The following is a 16,967-nucleotide window of genomic DNA, read 5'->3' on the forward strand; positions in this document are numbered from 1 at the left end:
GACCCGACGTTGGTGTGATGTGGCCCCGCCCGGGATCGGGTGGGGCCACTTCTTTGCGTTGGCGTAGGGCTGTTCGGGTGGTGTGCCTGTTGGCTTCGCCGTCGCGTGGTGGTGGGTCGGGGCCGCGCCGGGGGGTGTCCGTCCTCGGAACGGCGCGATGGAGCTTCATACCGACTGACTTGCGTTGACGCGCCAACCGCTGCGGGCGGACACCCCCCGACACGGCCCCTCGCGTACGACGGCGGGTGCGGGTGCGTCCCGCCTCGCCTACGCACAACACTGCTGCCCACCTGGCAAGAGGGCGTGTCTCACAGGGGTGGATGGTTCCTTCGGGTTCTCGGGGAACCTATCGTCGAGGTCATGTTCGCTGTCTACGCCGCCCGAATCGACCGCGACCAGCCGCTGTCCGGCCTGGAGTTGGGAGAGCGTCCCGCTCCCGAGGCCCGTCCCGGCTGGAGTACCGTCACGGTCAAGGCCGCCTCCCTCAACCACCACGACCTCTGGTCCCTGCGTGGCGTGGGCCTCGCAGAGGACAAGCTGCCGATGATCCTCGGCTGTGACGCCGCCGGCATCGACGAGGACGGCAATGAAGTCGTCCTGCACTCGGTGATCGGACAGAGCGGGCACGGGGTCGGCCCGAAGGAACCCCGGTCCATCCTCACCGAGCGCTACCAGGGCACCTTCGCCGAGCGCGTTGCCGTGCCGACCTGGAACATTCTGCCCAAGCCGAAGGAGCTCTCCTTCGAGGAAGCGGCTTGTCTGCCGACGGCGTGGCTGACCGCTTATCGGATGCTGTTCACCAACGCGGGAGTACGGCCCGGGGACTCCGTGCTGGTGCAGGGTGCCGGTGGTGGTGTCGCCACGGCGGCGATCGTGCTGGGGAAGGCCGCGGGGCTCCGGGTCTTCGCCACCAGCCGGGATGAGGCCAAGCGGAAGCGGGCCCTGGAGCTCGGGGCCGTGGAGGCGCTGGAGTCCGGGGCGCGGCTGCCGCAGCGGGTCGACGCCGTGATCGAGACCGTCGGGGCCGCGACGTGGTCGCATTCGGTGAAGTCGCTGAAGCCCGGCGGCTCTCTGGTCATCTCCGGGGCCACAAGCGGCGACCGGCCCTCGCATGCCGAACTGACCCGGATCTTCTTCCTCGAACTCAAGGTCGTGGGATCCACGATGGGCACCAAGGACGAGCTGGAGGACCTGCTCGCGTTCTGTGCCGCCACCGGGGTGCGGCCCGTCATCGACGAGGTCATGCCGATGGACCGGGCGCGAGAGGGCTTCGAACGGCTGGCTTCGGGTGAGCAGTTCGGGAAGATCGTGCTGACCAATCCTTGAGTTCGTTCGCAGTGCGTTGACGGTCGGTCCGGGATGGGCCGGCCGTTTTCGTTTGTCAACTGTGGTTGACGAAGGCTGCTTGTCAACGTAGGTTGACTACATGACCGAAGCGACCGATCTGGCCGAGCGTGCGGGTGACCGTGATCCACGGGTCGGCCTACGGGCCGTCGCCGCGCTGCGTCGGCTGCTGGAGCAGTTGGAAGCCGTACAGGTGCGCAATGCGCGCAACCAAGGCTGGTCGTGGCAGGAGATCGCCACCGAACTCGGTGTGAGCAGGCAGGCCGTGCACAAGAAGTACGGGAGGCATTGATGTTCGAGCGGTTCACCAAAGACGCCAGGGACGTGGTCAAGGGCGCTTACGCGTATGTGGAGGGGAGTGGTGAGGGCGGGCAGTGTGTGGGGCCGGAGCATCTGCTGCTGGCGCTGCTCGACCGGGAGGGCAGTCGGGGGTCCTTCGCGCTCGTCGCTCTCGGGCTCGACGGGCGCCGGGAGTCCGTGCGGGAAGCGCTGCGTGAGGCGCGGCGGCGGGCCGGGCTGACCCAGGCCGAGACCGATGCGCTGGCCGGGCTGGGGATCGACGTGGAGGAGATCGTCGCCCGGGTCGAGGAGGCGCACGGGGTCGGTGCCCTCGCCGGCGACCGTAAGGGCAGGAGGCGGTGGTCGGGGCGAACCTCCTTCGGCCGGGGTGCCAAGGAGGTGCTGGAGCACTCCCTGCGGGTCGCTCTCGCCCAGCGGGACCGGCACATCGGGGACGAGCACCTCCTGCTGGCCCTGACCCTGCGCCCCGGTGTGCCGGCCGAGGTCCTCGCCGACCACGGGGTGACGTACGAGTCCCTGGTGCGGGTGCTGTACGGCAGCGGTGGCGAGGCCAAGGCCGGGTGAAGGGCAGGGCTGGGGCCCAGGGTGGGCGGCTACCTCTTCTGCGTGCGCAGCAGCGCTCCTATGTGGGCTGCCGCCGTCGACAGGTGGCGGCGGGCGTCGCGCAGCTGGTCGGGGGTGACGCCATGGTCGCGGGCCGCGTCGCGGATGTCGTCCCGGAAGCGGTCGAGCAGACGGTCGAGGTCGCGGGCGGGGTCGCCGGTGGAGTCTGCGGCGTCCTCATGCGCCCAGGCCGGTTCGTAGGCGGCTGGGAAGTCCTCCGGGGACTCTGAAGGTGCCGGCTCGGGAGCGGACCTGCCGGTGCCGGTCCAGTCGAAGCCGAGGTCCTTGCCGAAGTCCTTGCCGTAGTCCTTTCCGAACTCGCCCACCTCCTTGACCAGTTCGCTCAAACCCTCGCGCAGGCCTGTCGGCCAGTCGCCGCGGGCGAAGTGGTCCTGCACCTGCTCCTGGACGCGGCGGGTGATGCGCTGCACCTGCTCCTGGGCCTGGACCCGGGCCTGCTCCTGGGCCTCCTTCGCCTGGCGGCGGGCGCGCTGGGCGTCCTCGCGGGCGCGGCGGCTCTCGTCCTTGGCGCGCCGGGCCTGCTCCTTCCACTCCTGCCGGGCGCGGCGCATCTCCTCCTTGGCGATGCGCCAGGCCTCCTTGTCGCCGTACTGCGAGAAGTCGCCGTAGGGGGCGCCCGACGTGCCGTCGGCCCTGGTGCCGGTGTCCCGGCGGGCCTCGGTCGCCGCGGCGCGCATCTCGCGGCGCAGGTCGCCGGCTGCTCCGCGCACGTCGGCCTGGATCTCGGCGGCCAGTTCCGCGACCGACTCCCGGATCTCCAGCTCCAGGTCGGCCAGCTCGCCGCTGCGGTCGGCCAGCTCGGCGCGGCCCGCGTCCGTGATCGAGTAGACCTTGCGGCCGCCCTCGGTGGTGTGGGTGACCAGGCCCTCGGCCTCCAGCTTGGCCAGGCGCGGGTAGACCGTGCCCGCCGATGGTGCGTACAGGCCCTGGAAGCGCTCTTCGAGGAGGCGGATCACCTCGTAGCCGTGGCGGGGGGCCTCGTCCAGCAGCTTCAGCAGGTAGAGGCGGAGGCGGCCGTGGGCGAAGACGGGGGGCATGTCAGAGCACCTTCTTGTCGGTCGTGCCGTCGGCCGAGGTGGTGGGGGCATCGCCCGGGCCGGAACCGGAATTGTCTCCCGAGCCGTCCTGGCTGCCGCTCCCCGGGGCTGCCGACGCGCGGCCGGTGGCGGCCTGTATGTCCTGTCGGTCGTCGGGGTCGTCCTCTCCGGCCGGGCGGCGCAGCAGCGCGATCGAGCCGGAGACGGTGGTGGCCCGCAGTTTGCCGGTGCCCGCGCCGAGACGGCCCGTGATCTTGTGGGCGCCCCACTGGCCGTGCACCCGCAGGCCGTCGAAGGCGTTGGAGACGGAGCCGCTCGCCGTGTTGGCCTCGACCTCCGCGTCCGCCGGGTACGGCAGACGGATCGCGATCTCGCCCGAGACGCTGGTCAGCCGGACGTCCGTCGGCCCGTTCGGGTCGAGGTCGACGATCATCGAGCCGCTGACCGACTCCGCCCGCACGGACGGCCCGGAGCCCTGGACCACCGTGAGGTCGCCGGAGACCGAGTTGAACCGCAGGTCGCCGGTCACGTCCTGGGCCTCCAGGCTGCCGGAGACCGTGTCGGCGCGGACCGGGCCGGAGAGGCCCACGAGGGTCGTGTCGCCGGTGACGCCCTTCACCACCGACGGGCCCTGGATTCCGGAGATCACGGCGGCCGCGCCGACCACGCCCACCTCTACGCGGGTGCCGGCCGGGACGGCCAGGGAGACCACGGCGCTGCGGCGCCAGCCCTTGCGGTCCAGCCACTTGAGGAAGCCCTTCCAGGGCAGGTCCTCGTAGGCCACCGTCAGGACGCCGTCCTGCTGCGTCACCACCAGGGGTGGTCCCTCGATCTCGGAGATCTCCAGGCGGGCGGAACCTTCGTCGGTCCCCACCACGTTCACCGTTCCGTTGACGAGGCGTACGTGCAGATCGCTGACGGGCTCGTCGAAGGTGAGCTTGCTCGGTTCCGTGACGGACCACTCGGACATGGTGCAGACCTCCCCGCTCCGACGCGCCATATCGCGTCCTCTCGTATTCACGATATATCGCGGTCCGGGAAAGTCAAGACACTCGTTCTGGGGATGAGTGGGCGAACAAAAGTGCCCAAGAGTGGGTGAATCGCCCTAGCGTGTGGGCATGCCGACGGAAGCTGCCCGCACCGGTCCCGCGTCTGGGGCGCTGCTGCTGTGCCGGGCGGCGCCCGCGTCTGTCGCCCCCGTCGCACACCTGTTGCGTGAGCCGATGCGTCTCACGGGCGCGGGCGACGAGTGGAGTGTTCTCGTCCCGGAGGGCAGGCCTTGGCGGGACGATGCCGAGCCCGTCGACCGGGTGGTCACCGGCTGGGCCACCGCCCTCGCCGTCGGCGCGCCCTGGCCCGTCCTGGCCCTCTGGTGGGATCCGGACCACGCCGGATTCGTCTTCGCGTCCGGTTTCCGCCGCCCGGTCGGCTTCGTGTGGCTCGCGAGCGGCGTCCCGGCCGGGGAGGACGAGGCGATGCACGCGTTCGCCGCCCGTCTGGGCCTCGACCCTGTCCTGGAGGTGCAGGCCCTCGACCGTCTGACCACGCCCGACTCGGCGGTCGACGCCCGCGCCCGGCTGCGCGGTCTGCTCGCGGTGCTCGCGGGCGTGGGTGTCGCCCTGCCCGCCGGACTCGCCCCGGGCGAACCCGCCGACCGCCTCCTGGAGGCCGCCGCAGCACGGCCGGACAGTCTGCCCGTCGAGTGGCCGGGCTGGCGTGAGGCGGTCGCGGAACGCGACACCGTGGATCACAGCCGGCTGGGCCCCTGGATGCCCTGGACGGGCGGCCCCCGGGCCCGGGCCCTGGCCCTGGCACAGGTGGCGGCGGGCCTGCCGCTCCTGGTTCGGGGCCTGCGGCGGCGGGGTGGCGGCTGGGCCACGGCCGGAGCCCTGCTCCTCGCACACGGCGCACTGGGCCTGACCTACGCCCTCACGCACCCGCGCGACTGACGGGCCCGGCGGCGGCCCGGCGATTGAGGCGCTCCCGCGGCTGGTGAGTCCCGGCGATTGAGGCGCTCCTGCGAGTGTTGCGCTTCGGCGATGGGAGACGCTCCCGCGACGGCAGGTCCCGGCGAGGAGACGTTCCCGTGACTGGTGCGTGCCGGCGTTGGGGACGCCCGCGTGACTGGTGCGTGCCGGCGTTGGGGACGCCCGCGTGACTGGTGCGTGCCGGCGTTGGGGACGCCCGCGTGACTGGTGCGTCCCGGGATGGAGGCGCCCGCCCGACTGACGCGCCCCGGGGACTGACACACCTCGGCGATTGGACGCCCCCGCAACTGACAGCCCCCGCGGTCGGCAGCCCCCGCTAGTAATCCGCCCCGCGACTGACAGCCCCCGCTAGTGACCCGCCCCCGCCAATGACACCCCCGGCGCGTCGGACCGCTGACGCCGGCGCGCCCCTACTCGTCGTCCTCGTCGTCCAGTCGTGCCAGCCACGTGGCCAGGCGCTCCACCGGTACCTCGAAGTCGGGATTGAGATCGACGAACGTCCGCAGTTGCTCGGCGAGCCACTCGAAGGTGACTTCCTCCTCGCCGCGTCGCTTCTCCAGTTCCTCGATGCCACGGTCCGTGAAGTACATGCCCCCAAGGATAAGTGCGCGCAAACGGCCGGGCCGCACCCCCGAAGCGGGGATGCGGCCCGGCACCGCAGGACGCGCGAGGGCGACTACGCCTCGAACACCTCACGCACCAGCTGTTCCTGCTCCGCCTGGTGCCGCTTCGCGGAACCCACCGCCGGGGACGAGCCGTGCGGGCGGGAGATGCGCCGCAGCCGCTCGCCGTGCGGGACGTCCGCGCCGACCGCGAGGTCCAGGTGATCGATCAGGTTGAGCGCGATGAACGGCCAGGCACCCTGGTTCGCCGGCTCCTCCTGGGCCCACAGGTACTTCTCGGCGTTCGGGTACTTCTTGATCTCCGCCTGGAGCTCGGTACCCGGCAGCGGGTACAGGCGCTCGATGCGGATGATCGCCGTGTCCGTCACGCCGCGCTTCTGACGCTCGGCCTCGAGGTCGTAGTAGACCTTGCCGGCGCAGAAGACGACCTTCTTGACCGCGGCCGGGTCGACCGAGGAGTCGCCGATGACCGGCTGGAACTGCCCGGTCGTGAACTCCTCCGCCTTCGCCGCCGCCGCCTTCAGGCGCAGCATCGACTTCGGCGTGAAGACCACCAGCGGCTTGTGGTGCGGGTTGTGCACCTGCCACCGCAGGAGGTGGAAGTAGTTCGACGGCGACGTCGGCATGGCGACCGTCATGTTGTTCTGGGCGCACATCTGGAGGAAGCGCTCCGGGCGGGCCGAGGAGTGGTCCGGGCCCTGGCCCTCGTAGCCGTGCGGCAGGAGCAGGACGACACCGGAGGTCTGCGCCCACTTCTGCTCGGCCGACGAGATGAACTCGTCCACGACCGTCTGCGCACCGTTGACGAAGTCGCCGAACTGCGCCTCCCACATCACGAGCGCCTCGGGGCGGGCCAGCGAGTAGCCGTACTCGAAGCCCATCGCCGCGTACTCGGAGAGGAGGGAGTTGTAGACGTTGAGCCGCGCCTGGTCCTCGGAGAGGTACTGCAGCGGCGTGTACTCGTCGCCCGTGGTGCGGTCGATGATGACCGCGTGGCGCTGGCCGAACGTACCGCGCTGCGAGTCCTGGCCGGCCAGGCGGACCGGGACGCCCTCCAGCAGGAGGGAGCCGATCGCGAGGGTCTCGCCCATGCCCCAGTCGATCGTGCCGTCCTCGACCATCGACGCCCGGCGCTGCAGCTGCGGCAGCAGACGCGGGTGGACGGTGATGTGGTCGGGGATGTTGACCTGGGACTCGGCGATCCGCTTGACGACCTCCGTGGTCACCGCGGTGTTCACGGCGACCGGGAACTCGGCCTGCGGGTCCGTGGACTCGACCGTGGCCGGCTGGGACGTGGCCTCACGGACCTCCGTGAAGACCTTCTCCAGCTGGCCCTGGTAGTCCTGGAGCGCCTGCTCGGCCTCTTCCAGGGTGATGTCGCCGCGACCGATGAGGGACTCGGTGTAGAGCTTGCGCACCGAGCGCTTCTTGTCGATCAGGTCGTACATCAGCGGCTGGGTGAAGGCCGGGTTGTCCGACTCGTTGTGACCGCGGCGGCGGTAGCAGATGAGGTCGATCACCACGTCCTTGTTGAACGCCTGGCGGAACTCGAAGGCCAGACGGGCCACACGGACCACGGCCTCCGGGTCGTCGCCGTTCACGTGGAAGATCGGTGCCTCGATCATGCGGGCCACGTCCGTCGCGTACATGGAGGAACGCGAGGACTCGGGGGCCGCGGTGAAGCCGACCTGGTTGTTGATGACGATGTGGACCGTGCCGCCGGTGCGGTAGCCGCGCAGCTGCGACATGTTCAGGGTCTCGGCCACCACGCCCTGGCCCGCGAAGGCCGCGTCGCCGTGGATCGCCACCGGCAGGACGGTGAAGTCCGTGCCGCCCTTGTTGATGATGTCCTGCTTGGCGCGCGCGACGCCCTCCAGGACCGGGTCCACCGCCTCCAGGTGCGAGGGGTTCGCGACCAGGGAGACCGCGATCTGCTCGCCGTCGAGGCCGGTGAAGGTGCCCTCGGCGCCCAGGTGGTACTTCACGTCGCCGGAGCCGTGCATCGACTTCGGGTCGAGGTTGCCCTCGAACTCGCGGAAGATCTGCGCGTACGACTTGCCGACGATGTTGGCGAGGACGTTCAGGCGGCCGCGGTGGGCCATGCCGATGACGACCTCGTCCAGGCGGGACTCGGCGGCCGAGTCCAGCACCGCGTCCAGCAGCGGGATGACGGACTCGCCGCCCTCCAGCGAGAAGCGCTTCTGGCCGACGTACTTCGTCTGCAGGAAGGTCTCGAAGGCCTCCGCCGCGTTCAGCCGGCGCAGGATGCGCAGCTGCTCCTCGCGCTCCGGCTTGGTGTGCGGGCGCTCCACGCGGTCCTGGATCCACTTGCGCTGCTTCGGGTCCTGGATGTGCATGAACTCAATGCCGGTGGTGCGGCAGTACGAGTCGCGCAGGACGCCGAGGATGTCGCGCAGCTTCATCATCGACTTGCCGGCGAAGCCGCCGACGGCGAACTCGCGCTCCAGGTCCCAGAGCGTGAGGCCGTGCTCGGTGATGTCCAGGTCGGGGTGCTTGCGCTGCTGGTACTCCAGCGGGTCGGTGTCGGCCATGACGTGGCCGCGGACCCGGTAGGAGTGGATCAGCTCGAAGACGCGGGCGGCCTTCGTGACGTCGTCGTCGTGGCTGGCGTCGATGTCCTTGAGCCAGCGGACCGGCTCGTAGGGGATGCGCAGCGCCTCGAAGATGTCGTCGTAGAAGCCGTTCTCACCGAGGAGGAGGTTCGCGACGATCCGCAGGAACTCGCCGGAGGCGGCGCCCTGGATGACCCGGTGGTCGTAGGTCGACGTGAGCGTCATGACCTTCGAGATGCCGAGCTTGTTCAGCGTGTCCTGGGACGTGCCCTGGAACTCGGCCGGGTAGTCCATGGAGCCGACGCCCATGATCACCGACTGGCCGGGCATCAGACGCGGCACGGAGTGGACGGTGCCGAGGCCGCCGGGGTTGGTCAGGGAGACCGTCACGCCGGTGAAGTCGTCCATGCCCAGCTTGCCGTCGCGGGCGCGGCGGACGATGTCCTCGTAGGCCTGCCAGAACTCGAAGAAGTTCAGCGTCTCGGCCTTCTTGATGCCCGCGACCACGAGCTGGCGGTCGCCGTTGGGCTTGACCAGGTCGATCGCGAGGCCGAAGTTGACGTGCTCCGGCTTGACCAGGGTCGGCTTGCCGTCCTTCTCCGCGAAGGAGTAGTTCATCGACGGCATGGCCTTGATGGCCTGCACCATCGCGTAGCCGATCAGGTGCGTGAAGGAGATCTTCCCGCCCCGGGCGCGCTTCAGGTGGTTGTTGATGACGATGCGGTTGTCGAACAGCAGCTTCACCGGGACGGCGCGCACGGACGTGGCCGTGGGCACCTCCAGGGAGGCGTTCATGTTCTTCGCGACGGCGGCGGCGGGGCCGCGCAGCACGACCTGCTCGGGGCCCGAGGGGGCCTCACCGGCGGGCTCGGCCTTCTTCGCGGCGGCCGGCTTGGCGGCCGGGGCGGCCTGCGCCGGAGCGGGTGCCTGGGCCGGGGCCTGCGCGGCGGGCTTCGCCTGGGCCGGAGCCGGGGCGGGAGCCGGCGCGGCGGCGGGCTTCTCGGCCGCGGGGGCGGGGGCCTGGGCGGGAGCGGCCGGAGCGGCCGCCTGAGCGGTGGTGGTCCCCGCGGCCCCCGCGGCCGCGGTACCCGCCGGAGTCGAGGCGGCGGCCGCCCCTGGCTTGTAGTCGGCGAAGAAGTCCCACCAGGCTCGGTCTACCGAATTCGGGTCCTGGAGGTACTGCTGATAGATCTCGTCGACGAGCCACTCGTTGGCACCGAACGACGCGGCAGGGTTCTTCCCCGCTTGGTCGGTGTCGGTCGAGATGCTCGAGTTACTGGGGGACTGTGGCGACACGGCGGCAACCGCCCTCTTCCGCTTCACAAGATGATGGACAGCGGGAATCAAGGCTACGCCCCCTGGACGGGGAAGGTCAGGTCGGGCCGGTGCAACGTCGTGCAAGTCACATCTTGAACTGTGTTTCGGGGCTTGAAATGGCGGGAAACAAGCGTGGTTCCGCTTCAGGAGGGAAGAGCGGGGCAGGGCCCCGGGCGCCGATGGCGCGGGCCTGTGCCTGATCACACGTGTCCGTCAGTGCGGATGCCCGTGGATCTTGTGGCTCCGCTTCGAACTTTACGTCAACTTGGCAGAGATGACAGTCCCGGAAGAGTGACAAGAATCCGGCAACCGCGCTCGGATTCGGCCACTCCGATCCGGCCGCCGTGCAGGTCCACCGCCCAGCGGGCGATCGCCAGACCGAGTCCCGTGCCCCCGTCGCTGCCCGGCCCCTGCGGCCGCTTGGCGCTGCCGCGGTTGAACCGCTCGAAGACGCGGTGCCACTCGGACTTCGGAATGCCGGGTCCCTCGTCCAGGACCTCCAGCTCCAGCGACTCCGGCAGGGCGCCGCGCCGCGCCTTGACCGTCACCCGGCCGTGCGGGGGGCTGTGCTTGACCGCGTTGTCGATGAGATTGGCGACGACCTGGTGGATGCGCTCCGGGTCGGCGTGCGCCGTCAGCTCCGGCGGGTGGACGTCGAGGTGCAGATGGACGTCGGTACGGGTGTGACTGCCCGAGCCGGTCGCGATGCCCGCGCGCACGGAGGCCACCATGTTGGCCTCCTTCAGTACGCCGGACAGATACGGCCACACCTCGAAGCGCCGCTGTTTCAGCGGTACGACACCGTTGTCCAGGCGGGAGAGGTCCAGCAGCGTCTCCACCAGCCGCCCGAGGCGCTCGGTCTGCTTCAGCGCCGTGCGCATGGTCTCCGGGTCGGCCTGCGTGACCCCGTCGACGATGTTCTCCAGCACCGCGCGCAGACCCGCGATGGGCGTGCGCAACTCGTGCGAGACATTCGCCACGAGTTCCTTGCGCTGGCTGTCCTGGGCCTCCAGCTCGTCGGCCATGGCGTTGATCGTCACGGCCAGCTCGCCCAGCTCGTCCCGGCGGTTCTCCCGCGTGCGGCGGGTGTAGTCGCCCTGCGAGATGGAACGGGCCACCGCGGTCATCTCGTCCAGCGGTGCGGTGAGTGAATGGGCCACGAACTGCGTGATGAGAAGTGTGGCGATCATCGAGAAGACCGTGATGAAGCGCAGTTCCGTCTTGGTGTGCACCGCGATCACCGACAGACCCGTGGTGATCAGCACCGAGATGACGACGAGCGCGCCCAGCTTGGTCTTGATCGAGAACGGGCTCACCCCGCCCCAGGGATCCGGCTCCCCGGGGGTTCTCCGTCCGGCCGGCCCACCGCTCATGGCGTCGGCGTCTCCAGGGCGTAACCGACGCCGTGCACCGTGCGGATCCGCTCGGCGCCGATCTTCCGGCGGAGCGCCTTGATGTGGCTGTCGACCGTGCGGGTGCCGGAGGCGTCCGCCCAGTCCCAGACCTCGGCGAGAAGCTGCTCCCGGGAGAGCACCGCACGCGGGGTGTTCGCCAGGCACACCAGCAGGTCGAACTCGGTGGGCGTCAGGTGAACGTCCTCGCTGCGCACCCGGACCCGGCGCTGCGCGTGGTCGATCTCCAGCTCGCCGAGGCGCAGGATGCCGGAGCGGGGGGTGGCCGCCGCGATGGCGGCCCGCTCCACCCGGCGCAGCAGGACGTGCACGCGCGCCGCCAGCTCCCGCATGGAGAAGGGCTTGGTCATGTAGTCGTCGGCACCGACGCCGAGCCCGACCAGCATGTCGGTCTCGTCGTCGCGCGCGGTGAGCATCATCACCGGCACCGGGCGGGCGGCCTGCACGCGCCGGCAGACCTCCAGGCCGTCGAAGCCGGGCAGCATGATGTCGAGGATCAGCAGGTCGGGCTGCCACGCCTCGGCCGTGTCGACCGCGGCCGGACCGTCACCCGCCGTTTGCACGAGGAATCCCTCGGCCCGCAGGCGGGTCGCGATGGCGTCCACGATCGTCGCGTCGTCCTCGACCACCAGGACCCGGCGCTGTGCGCCAGGAGTAGCCGTCGCCGAACCGTTGTGGGAGGTCTGTGTCTGCTCCATCGCCCGCCCCTGGGGTGTGCTTTCCGGAATCAGTGGGGTGATTCCTTCTGACTGGCTATGCCTGCGCATGGTTGCGATTGACGCTTGAATGATCGGCGTCCGAGGAGCAGCGTACGGGGAGTCAGCACGCCTTTGCTATCCAGGGCGGATGCCGAGATGCACGACGTCCGGAACGCCCCGGGCAACCGGGATCTCTTCGGTACGCACCCGTTGGAACCCGGCATTCCGCAAGGTTTCTTCGAATTCCGGGGACGGCCGGGCGGACCAGACCGCGAGAACCCCGCCGGGCCTCAACACCCGTGCGCAACTTGCCAGTCCGGCTTCCCCGTAGAGATGCCCGTTGCCCTCCGTGACGGTCCAGTCGGGTCCGTTGTCGATGTCGAGGCACAGGGCGTCGTACGTGTCGGATGTCTCATTGACGTGGGCGACGAGATCGGCCTCGACGATGTTCGCACGGGGGTCCGCCAGCGCCGGGGCGGAGAGCGCGGAGAGCGGGCCGTCGAGATGCCATTCGACGATCGCGTGCTCGCGTTCCACCACCGTGATCCGTCCCCAGCGGGGGTCCGCGGTGGCGTGCGCGAGGGAGAAGCCGACGCCGAGTCCGCCGATCAGGACGTGGGGGAGGTCCCGGCCGTCCAGGGCGTCCCGCGCGGCGTCGACCAGCAGCCGCTCCGAGCGGCCGTCGGAGGTGTCCATCAGGAAACAGCCGTTGGCGATGATCTCCAGCCGGTCGCCGTGCCGCCGCAGCACCACCTCACCATGCGGGCCCTCGCGACGGTCCAGGACCTCGGGAATGTCGTACGAGCTAGGCATGAGGGCATCCTGGCAGGAGTGGACCACGTGGCGCCCGTCGATTCGGCGGGGCCCGGGGGAGGACGCGGGACGGGACTTCCGGGTTGCTGTGCATCGGCTGCCGCGTGGCGCACGTCACAGACAGCGCGATGTCGGGCGCGAAGGCTGGGGCGTGACGGAAGGAGTGCCCGTTCTGGAACCCACCGCGCCGCCCAGCGAGCCGGCCACACCCGCGCCGGCGGACGTGCCCTTCTCCGACGTGCCAGGGCTGCTCGACGGGATGCCGCGGCAGCGGGGCCCCCGGGAGGCGGTGGTCGCGGAAGGAGGGGAGCCCGCCCTCGCGGCAGCGCCCCGTTTCCCCACACTCCGCCCCTGGCTGCTGCTGCCCACCCCCACGGGCACGCCGTTCACCTTCGGCTACGCGACGCTCCTCTGCCTCACCTCGCTGATCGCCGCGAACGCGGACCCGGCCCTGGTGCACGCCCTGCTCCAGGGCTCCAGTACGGACATGGCGCACCTAGTGCGCACGCCGGACCTGGTGCTGATCGGCAGCGCGCTGTGGGTCGCGGGCGGGGTGACCTCGCCGTTCGCCCTCGCCTTCGTGCTGGTGCTGACCGCGCTGGAACGGCGGATCGGGGGCCTGCGCACCGCGGGGGTCTTCCTGCTCGGGCATGTCCTCGCCACCCTCGCGACCGAGGTGCCCGTGGGGCTCGCGGTGCTGGCCGGGCACCTCCCCGACAGTTCCCTGCACCGCCTCGACTACGGCGTCAGCTTCGGTGTCGCCGCCGGCATCGGCGCCCTGGCCGGTCTGCTGCCGCTGTGGCTGCGCCTGCCGCTGCTGGCCGGGTTCGGGTGGATGCTGCTCCAGGACCTGCTCGCCTTCGCCGACCCGATGACGAACTGGGGGCACCTCATCGCCCTGGGCGTCGGGCTCGCGACCTGGCCGGTGGTCCGGCGCTCGTACGCGGCCCGCCCTCACCCGGCCGGAGTCTGACCAGCCCCTCACGCCCGGGCGGAGACCGGCGGGCCGTACTTCGCGCTGCTCGGCAGGGCCACCACCTCCCAGCCCAGCGCCTCGTAGAGCCCTCGCCCGGCGGGGGTGCCGGCCAGGACGCCGGTCCCCGCCCCCTGGCGGACGGCGGCGTTCTGAAGGGTCCGCACGACGACGCCGCCCAGACCCTTGCGGCGATGGCCGGGAGCCGTCTCGACCCGGTCGACGACGGCGGTCTCGCCCGTCGGGGCGATCTGGCCGCGGGCCGCCAGGGACCCGTCCGGCGCGGTCACCATCACGCGGGTCACCCCTCCGCGCGACCACTCGCGCAGCCGGTAGCCCTCGGGGACGCCGCAGCGCCGTCCGGCGCCGGCGGGACCCTCATCAGGAAGCCGGGCTCGGGATCGATCCACCAGCCGTCGTCCAGCCAGCCGGCCACCACCGACGGATCCCGGAACGCCTTCAGCCACACGCCCTCCCTGGTCACCGCCCCGGCCACCTTCCGCACGGTCGCCTCGTCGAGACCCTCGCCGGTCGCGCCGCACACATGCCGCGTGACGTGCCCGTACAGCCCCATGGCATGAGTGATCGCTGACAGCGAACAGCTGGTGGGGAACATCCGGCGATGCCCAAGCATTGAGTCGACATAGCTCAACTTGACTGCCGAAGGGGAGATCATGGCTTCGACGTCCACACCGCTCACCTTGCCCGTGCTGCCGCTCGACGGCGAGGTCGTGCTGCCCGGCATGGTGGTCCCGCTGGACCTGAGCGATTCCGAGGTCCGTGCCGCGGTGGAGGCCGCTCAGGCCGCTGCCCGCACAACACCCGGAAAGCCCCGGGTACTCCTGGTGCCGCGCATCGACGGGACCTACGCCAACACCGGTGTCCTCGGCACCGTCGAACAGGTCGGCCGGCTGGCCGACGGCGACCCGGGTGCCCTGATCCGCGGCCGGAGCCGGGTGCGCATCGGCGCGGGGACCACCGGTCCCGGCGCGGCCCTCTGGGTCGAGGGCACCAGCGTCGACGAGACCGTGCCGGAGCCGCTGCCCAGTCATCTCACCGAACTGGTCAAGGAGTACAAGGCCCTCGCCACCGCCTGGCTGCGCAAGCGCGGCGCCTGGCAGGTCGTCGACCGGGTGCAGGCCATCGACGACGTCTCGGCGCTGGCCGACAACTCCGGCTACTCGCCGTTCCTCACCACCGATCAGAAGGTCGAGCTGCTGGAGACCGCCGACCCGGTGGCCCGGCTGAAGCTCGCCACCCAGCAGCTGCGCGATCACCTCGCCGAGCAGGACGTGGCCGAGTCGATCGCCAAGGACGTCCAGGAGGGCGTCGACAAGCAGCAGCGCGAGTTCCTGCTGCGGCGTCAGCTGGAAGCCGTCCGCAAGGAGCTGCGCGAGATCAACGGCGAGCAGGAGGGCGAGGAGTCCGACGACTACCGCACCCGCGTGGAGGCCGCCGACCTGCCCGAGAAGGTCCGCGAGGCCGCGCTCAAGGAGGTCGACAAGCTGGAGCGGTCCTCCGACCAGTCGCCGGAGGGCTCCTGGATCCGCACCTGGCTCGACACGGTCCTGGAGATGCCGTGGAACGAGCGCACCGAGGACGCGTACGACATCCGGGGCGCCAAGGCGGTCCTGGACGCCGAGCACTCCGGTCTCGAGGACGTCAAGGAGCGGATCACCGAGTACCTGGCGGTGCGCAAGCGGCGTGACGACCGGGGCCTCGGCGTGGTCGGCGGGCGGCGCGGCGGTGCCGTGCTCGCGCTCGTCGGGCCGCCCGGCGTCGGCAAGACCAGCCTCGGCGAGTCCGTCGCCCACGCCATGGGCCGCACGTTCGTGCGCGTCGCCCTCGGCGGCGTCCGCGACGAGGCCGAGATCCGCGGCCACCGGCGTACCTACGTCGGCGCCCTGCCGGGCCGGGTCGTGCGGGCCATCAAGGAGGCCGGGTCGATGAACCCGGTGGTGCTGCTCGACGAGATCGACAAGGTGGGCTCGGACTTCCGGGGCGACCCGGCCGCCGCCCTCCTCGAAGTGCTCGACCCGGCGCAGAACCACACCTTCCGGGACCACTACCTGGAGGTCGAGCTGGACCTGTCGGACGTCGTCTTCCTCGCGACCGCCAACGTGCTGGAGGCGATCCCGGAGGCGCTCGCCGACCGGATGGAGATCGTCCGCCTGGACGGCTACACCGAGGACGAGAAGGTCGTCATCGCCCGAGACCACCTGCTCCCGCGCCAGCTGGAGCGGGCCGGACTCGACAAGGACGAGGTGACCATCGACGAGGGCGCGCTGCGCAAGCTCGCCGGTGAGTACACGCGCGAGGCGGGCGTGCGCACCCTGGAGCGGTCCGTCGCACGACTGCTGCGCAAGGTCGCAGCCCAGCACGAACTGGGCGAGCGGAAGCTGCCGTTCACCGTCCGGGACGAGGACCTGCGCGACCTGATCGGCCGACCGCACCACGTGCCCGAGTCCGCCCAGGACCCGGCCGAGCGGCGGACGTCCGTGCCGGGCGTGGCGACCGGGCTCGCGGTGACCGGGGCGGGCGGTGACGTGCTCTACGTCGAGGCGTCCCTGGCCGACCCGGAGACGGGTGCGGCCGGGCTGACCCTGACCGGTCAGCTGGGCGACGTGATGAAGGAGTCCGCGCAGATCGCGCTCAGCTTCCTGCGCTCCCGCGGCGCCGAGCTGGAGCTGCCGGTGGCCGACCTGAAGGACCGGGGCGTGCACATCCACTTCCCGGCGGGCGCGGTGCCCAAGGACGGCCCGAGCGCCGGCATCACGATGACCACGGCCCTCGCGTCCCTGCTCTCCGGCCGGCTGGTCCGCACCGACGTGGCGATGACCGGCGAGGTCTCGCTCACCGGACGGGTCCTGCCGATCGGCGGGGTGAAGCAGAAGCTGCTCGCCGCGCACCGGGCCGGTGTCACCACGGTGATCATCCCCAAGCGCAACGAGCCCGACCTGGACGACGTCCCGGCGGAGGTGCTGGACAAGCTCGACGTCCACGCCGTCACCGACGTCCGACAGGTCCTGGAGCTGGCGCTCGCGCCCGCGACCAACGGGGCGGCGCCGGAGGTTCCGGTCGCGGCGTGACGGACGTGACCGGATAGGGAAGGCCCGGGTTCCTCGTGAGGGAGGCCCGGGCCTTCACCGTGTGGTGGCCCTGTGGACACGAATGCCCTGACCTGCGGAATACTTGCCGAACTGCGGTGATCACGGCAGGTGGCGGAAAATCCAGGTACCGGAACTCTCACGACCGGGCGACGACC

15 protein-coding genes are annotated in these 16,967 nt (G+C 71.0%); 6 read left to right on the forward strand and 9 right to left on the reverse strand.

Features of this window, described 5'->3' with window-relative positions; all coding sequences use genetic code 11:
- Nucleotides 1-360: 360 nt before the first annotated feature.
- The 3 genes from IGS69_RS23705 to IGS69_RS23715 all read left to right on the forward strand — a co-directional run bounded on the left by IGS69_RS23705 (nucleotide 361) and on the right by IGS69_RS23715 (nucleotide 2,208).
- Nucleotides 361-1,326 (forward strand): zinc-binding dehydrogenase, encoded by a 966-nt coding sequence (locus IGS69_RS23705; protein WP_190902538.1) that lies wholly within the window; start codon nucleotides 361-363, stop codon nucleotides 1,324-1,326.
- A gap of 100 nt (nucleotides 1,327-1,426) precedes the next feature.
- Entirely contained in the window at nucleotides 1,427-1,636 is a 210-nt protein-coding gene (locus tag IGS69_RS23710) for an HTH domain-containing protein (RefSeq protein WP_003992902.1), read from the forward strand.
- Nucleotides 1,636-2,208, forward strand: coding sequence for a Clp protease N-terminal domain-containing protein (locus IGS69_RS23715; RefSeq protein WP_190902539.1), 573 nt, complete (start codon nucleotides 1,636-1,638; stop codon nucleotides 2,206-2,208). Before IGS69_RS23710 ends, IGS69_RS23715 begins: the two co-directional genes overlap by 1 nt.
- Before the next feature lie 29 nt (nucleotides 2,209-2,237).
- Here the strand turns inward: IGS69_RS23715 and IGS69_RS23720 are convergent, their stop codons facing one another.
- Together IGS69_RS23720 and IGS69_RS23725 are read right to left on the reverse strand one after the other, a co-directional pair.
- Nucleotides 2,238-3,305, reverse strand: a complete 1,068-nt coding sequence (locus tag IGS69_RS23720) for a helix-turn-helix transcriptional regulator (RefSeq protein ID WP_190902540.1) — start codon at nucleotides 3,303-3,305, stop codon at nucleotides 2,238-2,240.
- 1 nt (nucleotide 3,306) lies between these two features.
- Nucleotides 3,307-4,275: a DUF4097 family beta strand repeat-containing protein gene (locus IGS69_RS23725; protein WP_190902541.1), complete on the reverse strand. Its 969-nt coding sequence runs from the start codon at nucleotides 4,273-4,275 to the stop codon at nucleotides 3,307-3,309.
- A gap of 148 nt (nucleotides 4,276-4,423) precedes the next feature.
- Between IGS69_RS23725 and IGS69_RS23730 the strand changes: the two genes are divergently transcribed.
- Complete coding sequence (locus tag IGS69_RS23730; protein ID WP_190902542.1) at nucleotides 4,424-5,254, forward strand: hypothetical protein; 831 nt, start codon at nucleotides 4,424-4,426, stop codon at nucleotides 5,252-5,254.
- Between the two features lie 449 nt (nucleotides 5,255-5,703).
- Here the strand turns inward: IGS69_RS23730 and IGS69_RS23735 are convergent, their stop codons facing one another.
- From IGS69_RS23735 to IGS69_RS23755, 5 genes are all read right to left on the reverse strand, one after another.
- A complete protein-coding gene (locus tag IGS69_RS23735; RefSeq protein ID WP_003992906.1) occupies nucleotides 5,704-5,883 on the reverse strand; it encodes a DUF6104 family protein in 180 nt (59 codons plus the stop codon).
- Nucleotides 5,884-5,969: 86 nt separating this feature from the next.
- Entirely contained in the window at nucleotides 5,970-9,785 is a 3,816-nt protein-coding gene (locus IGS69_RS23740) for a multifunctional oxoglutarate decarboxylase/oxoglutarate dehydrogenase thiamine pyrophosphate-binding subunit/dihydrolipoyllysine-residue succinyltransferase subunit (RefSeq protein WP_190902543.1), read from the reverse strand.
- Between the two features lie 281 nt (nucleotides 9,786-10,066).
- Entirely contained in the window at nucleotides 10,067-11,179 is a 1,113-nt protein-coding gene (locus IGS69_RS23745) for a sensor histidine kinase (RefSeq protein WP_190902544.1), read from the reverse strand.
- A complete protein-coding gene (locus IGS69_RS23750) occupies nucleotides 11,176-11,916 on the reverse strand; it encodes a response regulator transcription factor (protein ID WP_030851757.1) in 741 nt (246 codons plus the stop codon). Before IGS69_RS23750 ends, IGS69_RS23745 begins: the two co-directional genes overlap by 4 nt.
- A gap of 135 nt (nucleotides 11,917-12,051) precedes the next feature.
- Nucleotides 12,052-12,729, reverse strand: a complete 678-nt coding sequence (locus IGS69_RS23755; RefSeq protein ID WP_190902545.1) for a spermidine synthase family protein — start codon at nucleotides 12,727-12,729, stop codon at nucleotides 12,052-12,054.
- Nucleotides 12,730-12,901: 172 nt separating this feature from the next.
- Here IGS69_RS23755 and IGS69_RS23760 point away from each other — a divergent pair, with 172 nt between their 5' ends.
- Nucleotides 12,902-13,702 carry a rhomboid-like protein gene (locus IGS69_RS23760; protein ID WP_190904617.1) on the forward strand — a complete coding sequence of 267 codons (801 nt, stop codon included), beginning with the start codon at nucleotides 12,902-12,904 and terminating at the stop codon, nucleotides 13,700-13,702.
- Between the two features lie 8 nt (nucleotides 13,703-13,710).
- Here the strand turns inward: IGS69_RS23760 and IGS69_RS35080 are convergent, their stop codons facing one another.
- The gene (locus tag IGS69_RS35080) at nucleotides 13,711-13,995 is read right to left on the reverse strand and encodes a GNAT family N-acetyltransferase (protein WP_332836579.1); all 285 of its coding nucleotides are present in this window, start codon (nucleotides 13,993-13,995) and stop codon (nucleotides 13,711-13,713) included.
- A gap of 8 nt (nucleotides 13,996-14,003) precedes the next feature.
- Nucleotides 14,004-14,393 (reverse strand): hypothetical protein, encoded by a 390-nt coding sequence (locus IGS69_RS35085; protein WP_332836565.1) that lies wholly within the window; start codon nucleotides 14,391-14,393, stop codon nucleotides 14,004-14,006.
- Here IGS69_RS35085 and lon point away from each other — a divergent pair.
- Complete coding sequence (lon, locus tag IGS69_RS23770; RefSeq protein ID WP_190902546.1) at nucleotides 14,377-16,791, forward strand: endopeptidase La; 2,415 nt, start codon at nucleotides 14,377-14,379, stop codon at nucleotides 16,789-16,791. The two genes, IGS69_RS35085 and lon, sit on opposite strands and share 17 nt — an antisense overlap.
- The last annotated feature ends 176 nt before the right edge of the window (nucleotides 16,792-16,967 follow it).

This window comes from Streptomyces tuirus (assembly GCF_014701095.1).
Classification (GTDB): Bacteria; Actinomycetota; Actinomycetes; order Streptomycetales; family Streptomycetaceae; genus Streptomyces; species Streptomyces tuirus.

Coding starts and splice junctions, on each gene's coding strand:
- IGS69_RS23715 (WP_190902539.1), top strand. CDS start 1,636: ATGTTCGAGCGGTTCACCAAAGACGCCAGGGACGTGGTCAAGGGCGCT.
- IGS69_RS23730 (WP_190902542.1), top strand. CDS start 4,424: ATGCCGACGGAAGCTGCCCGCACCGGTCCCGCGTCTGGGGCGCTGCTG.
- IGS69_RS35080 (WP_332836579.1), bottom strand. CDS start 13,995: ATGGTGACCGCGCCGGACGGGTCCCTGGCGGCCCGCGGCCAGATCGCC.
- IGS69_RS23735 (WP_003992906.1), bottom strand. CDS start 5,883: ATGTACTTCACGGACCGTGGCATCGAGGAACTGGAGAAGCGACGCGGC.
- IGS69_RS23705 (WP_190902538.1), top strand. CDS start 361: ATGTTCGCTGTCTACGCCGCCCGAATCGACCGCGACCAGCCGCTGTCC.
- lon (WP_190902546.1), top strand. CDS start 14,377: ATGGCTTCGACGTCCACACCGCTCACCTTGCCCGTGCTGCCGCTCGAC.
- IGS69_RS23750 (WP_030851757.1), bottom strand. CDS start 11,916: ATGGAGCAGACACAGACCTCCCACAACGGTTCGGCGACGGCTACTCCT.
- IGS69_RS23720 (WP_190902540.1), bottom strand. CDS start 3,305: ATGCCCCCCGTCTTCGCCCACGGCCGCCTCCGCCTCTACCTGCTGAAG.
- IGS69_RS23725 (WP_190902541.1), bottom strand. CDS start 4,275: ATGTCCGAGTGGTCCGTCACGGAACCGAGCAAGCTCACCTTCGACGAG.
- IGS69_RS23755 (WP_190902545.1), bottom strand. CDS start 12,729: ATGCCTAGCTCGTACGACATTCCCGAGGTCCTGGACCGTCGCGAGGGC.
- IGS69_RS23745 (WP_190902544.1), bottom strand. CDS start 11,179: ATGAGCGGTGGGCCGGCCGGACGGAGAACCCCCGGGGAGCCGGATCCC.
- IGS69_RS23710 (WP_003992902.1), top strand. CDS start 1,427: ATGACCGAAGCGACCGATCTGGCCGAGCGTGCGGGTGACCGTGATCCA.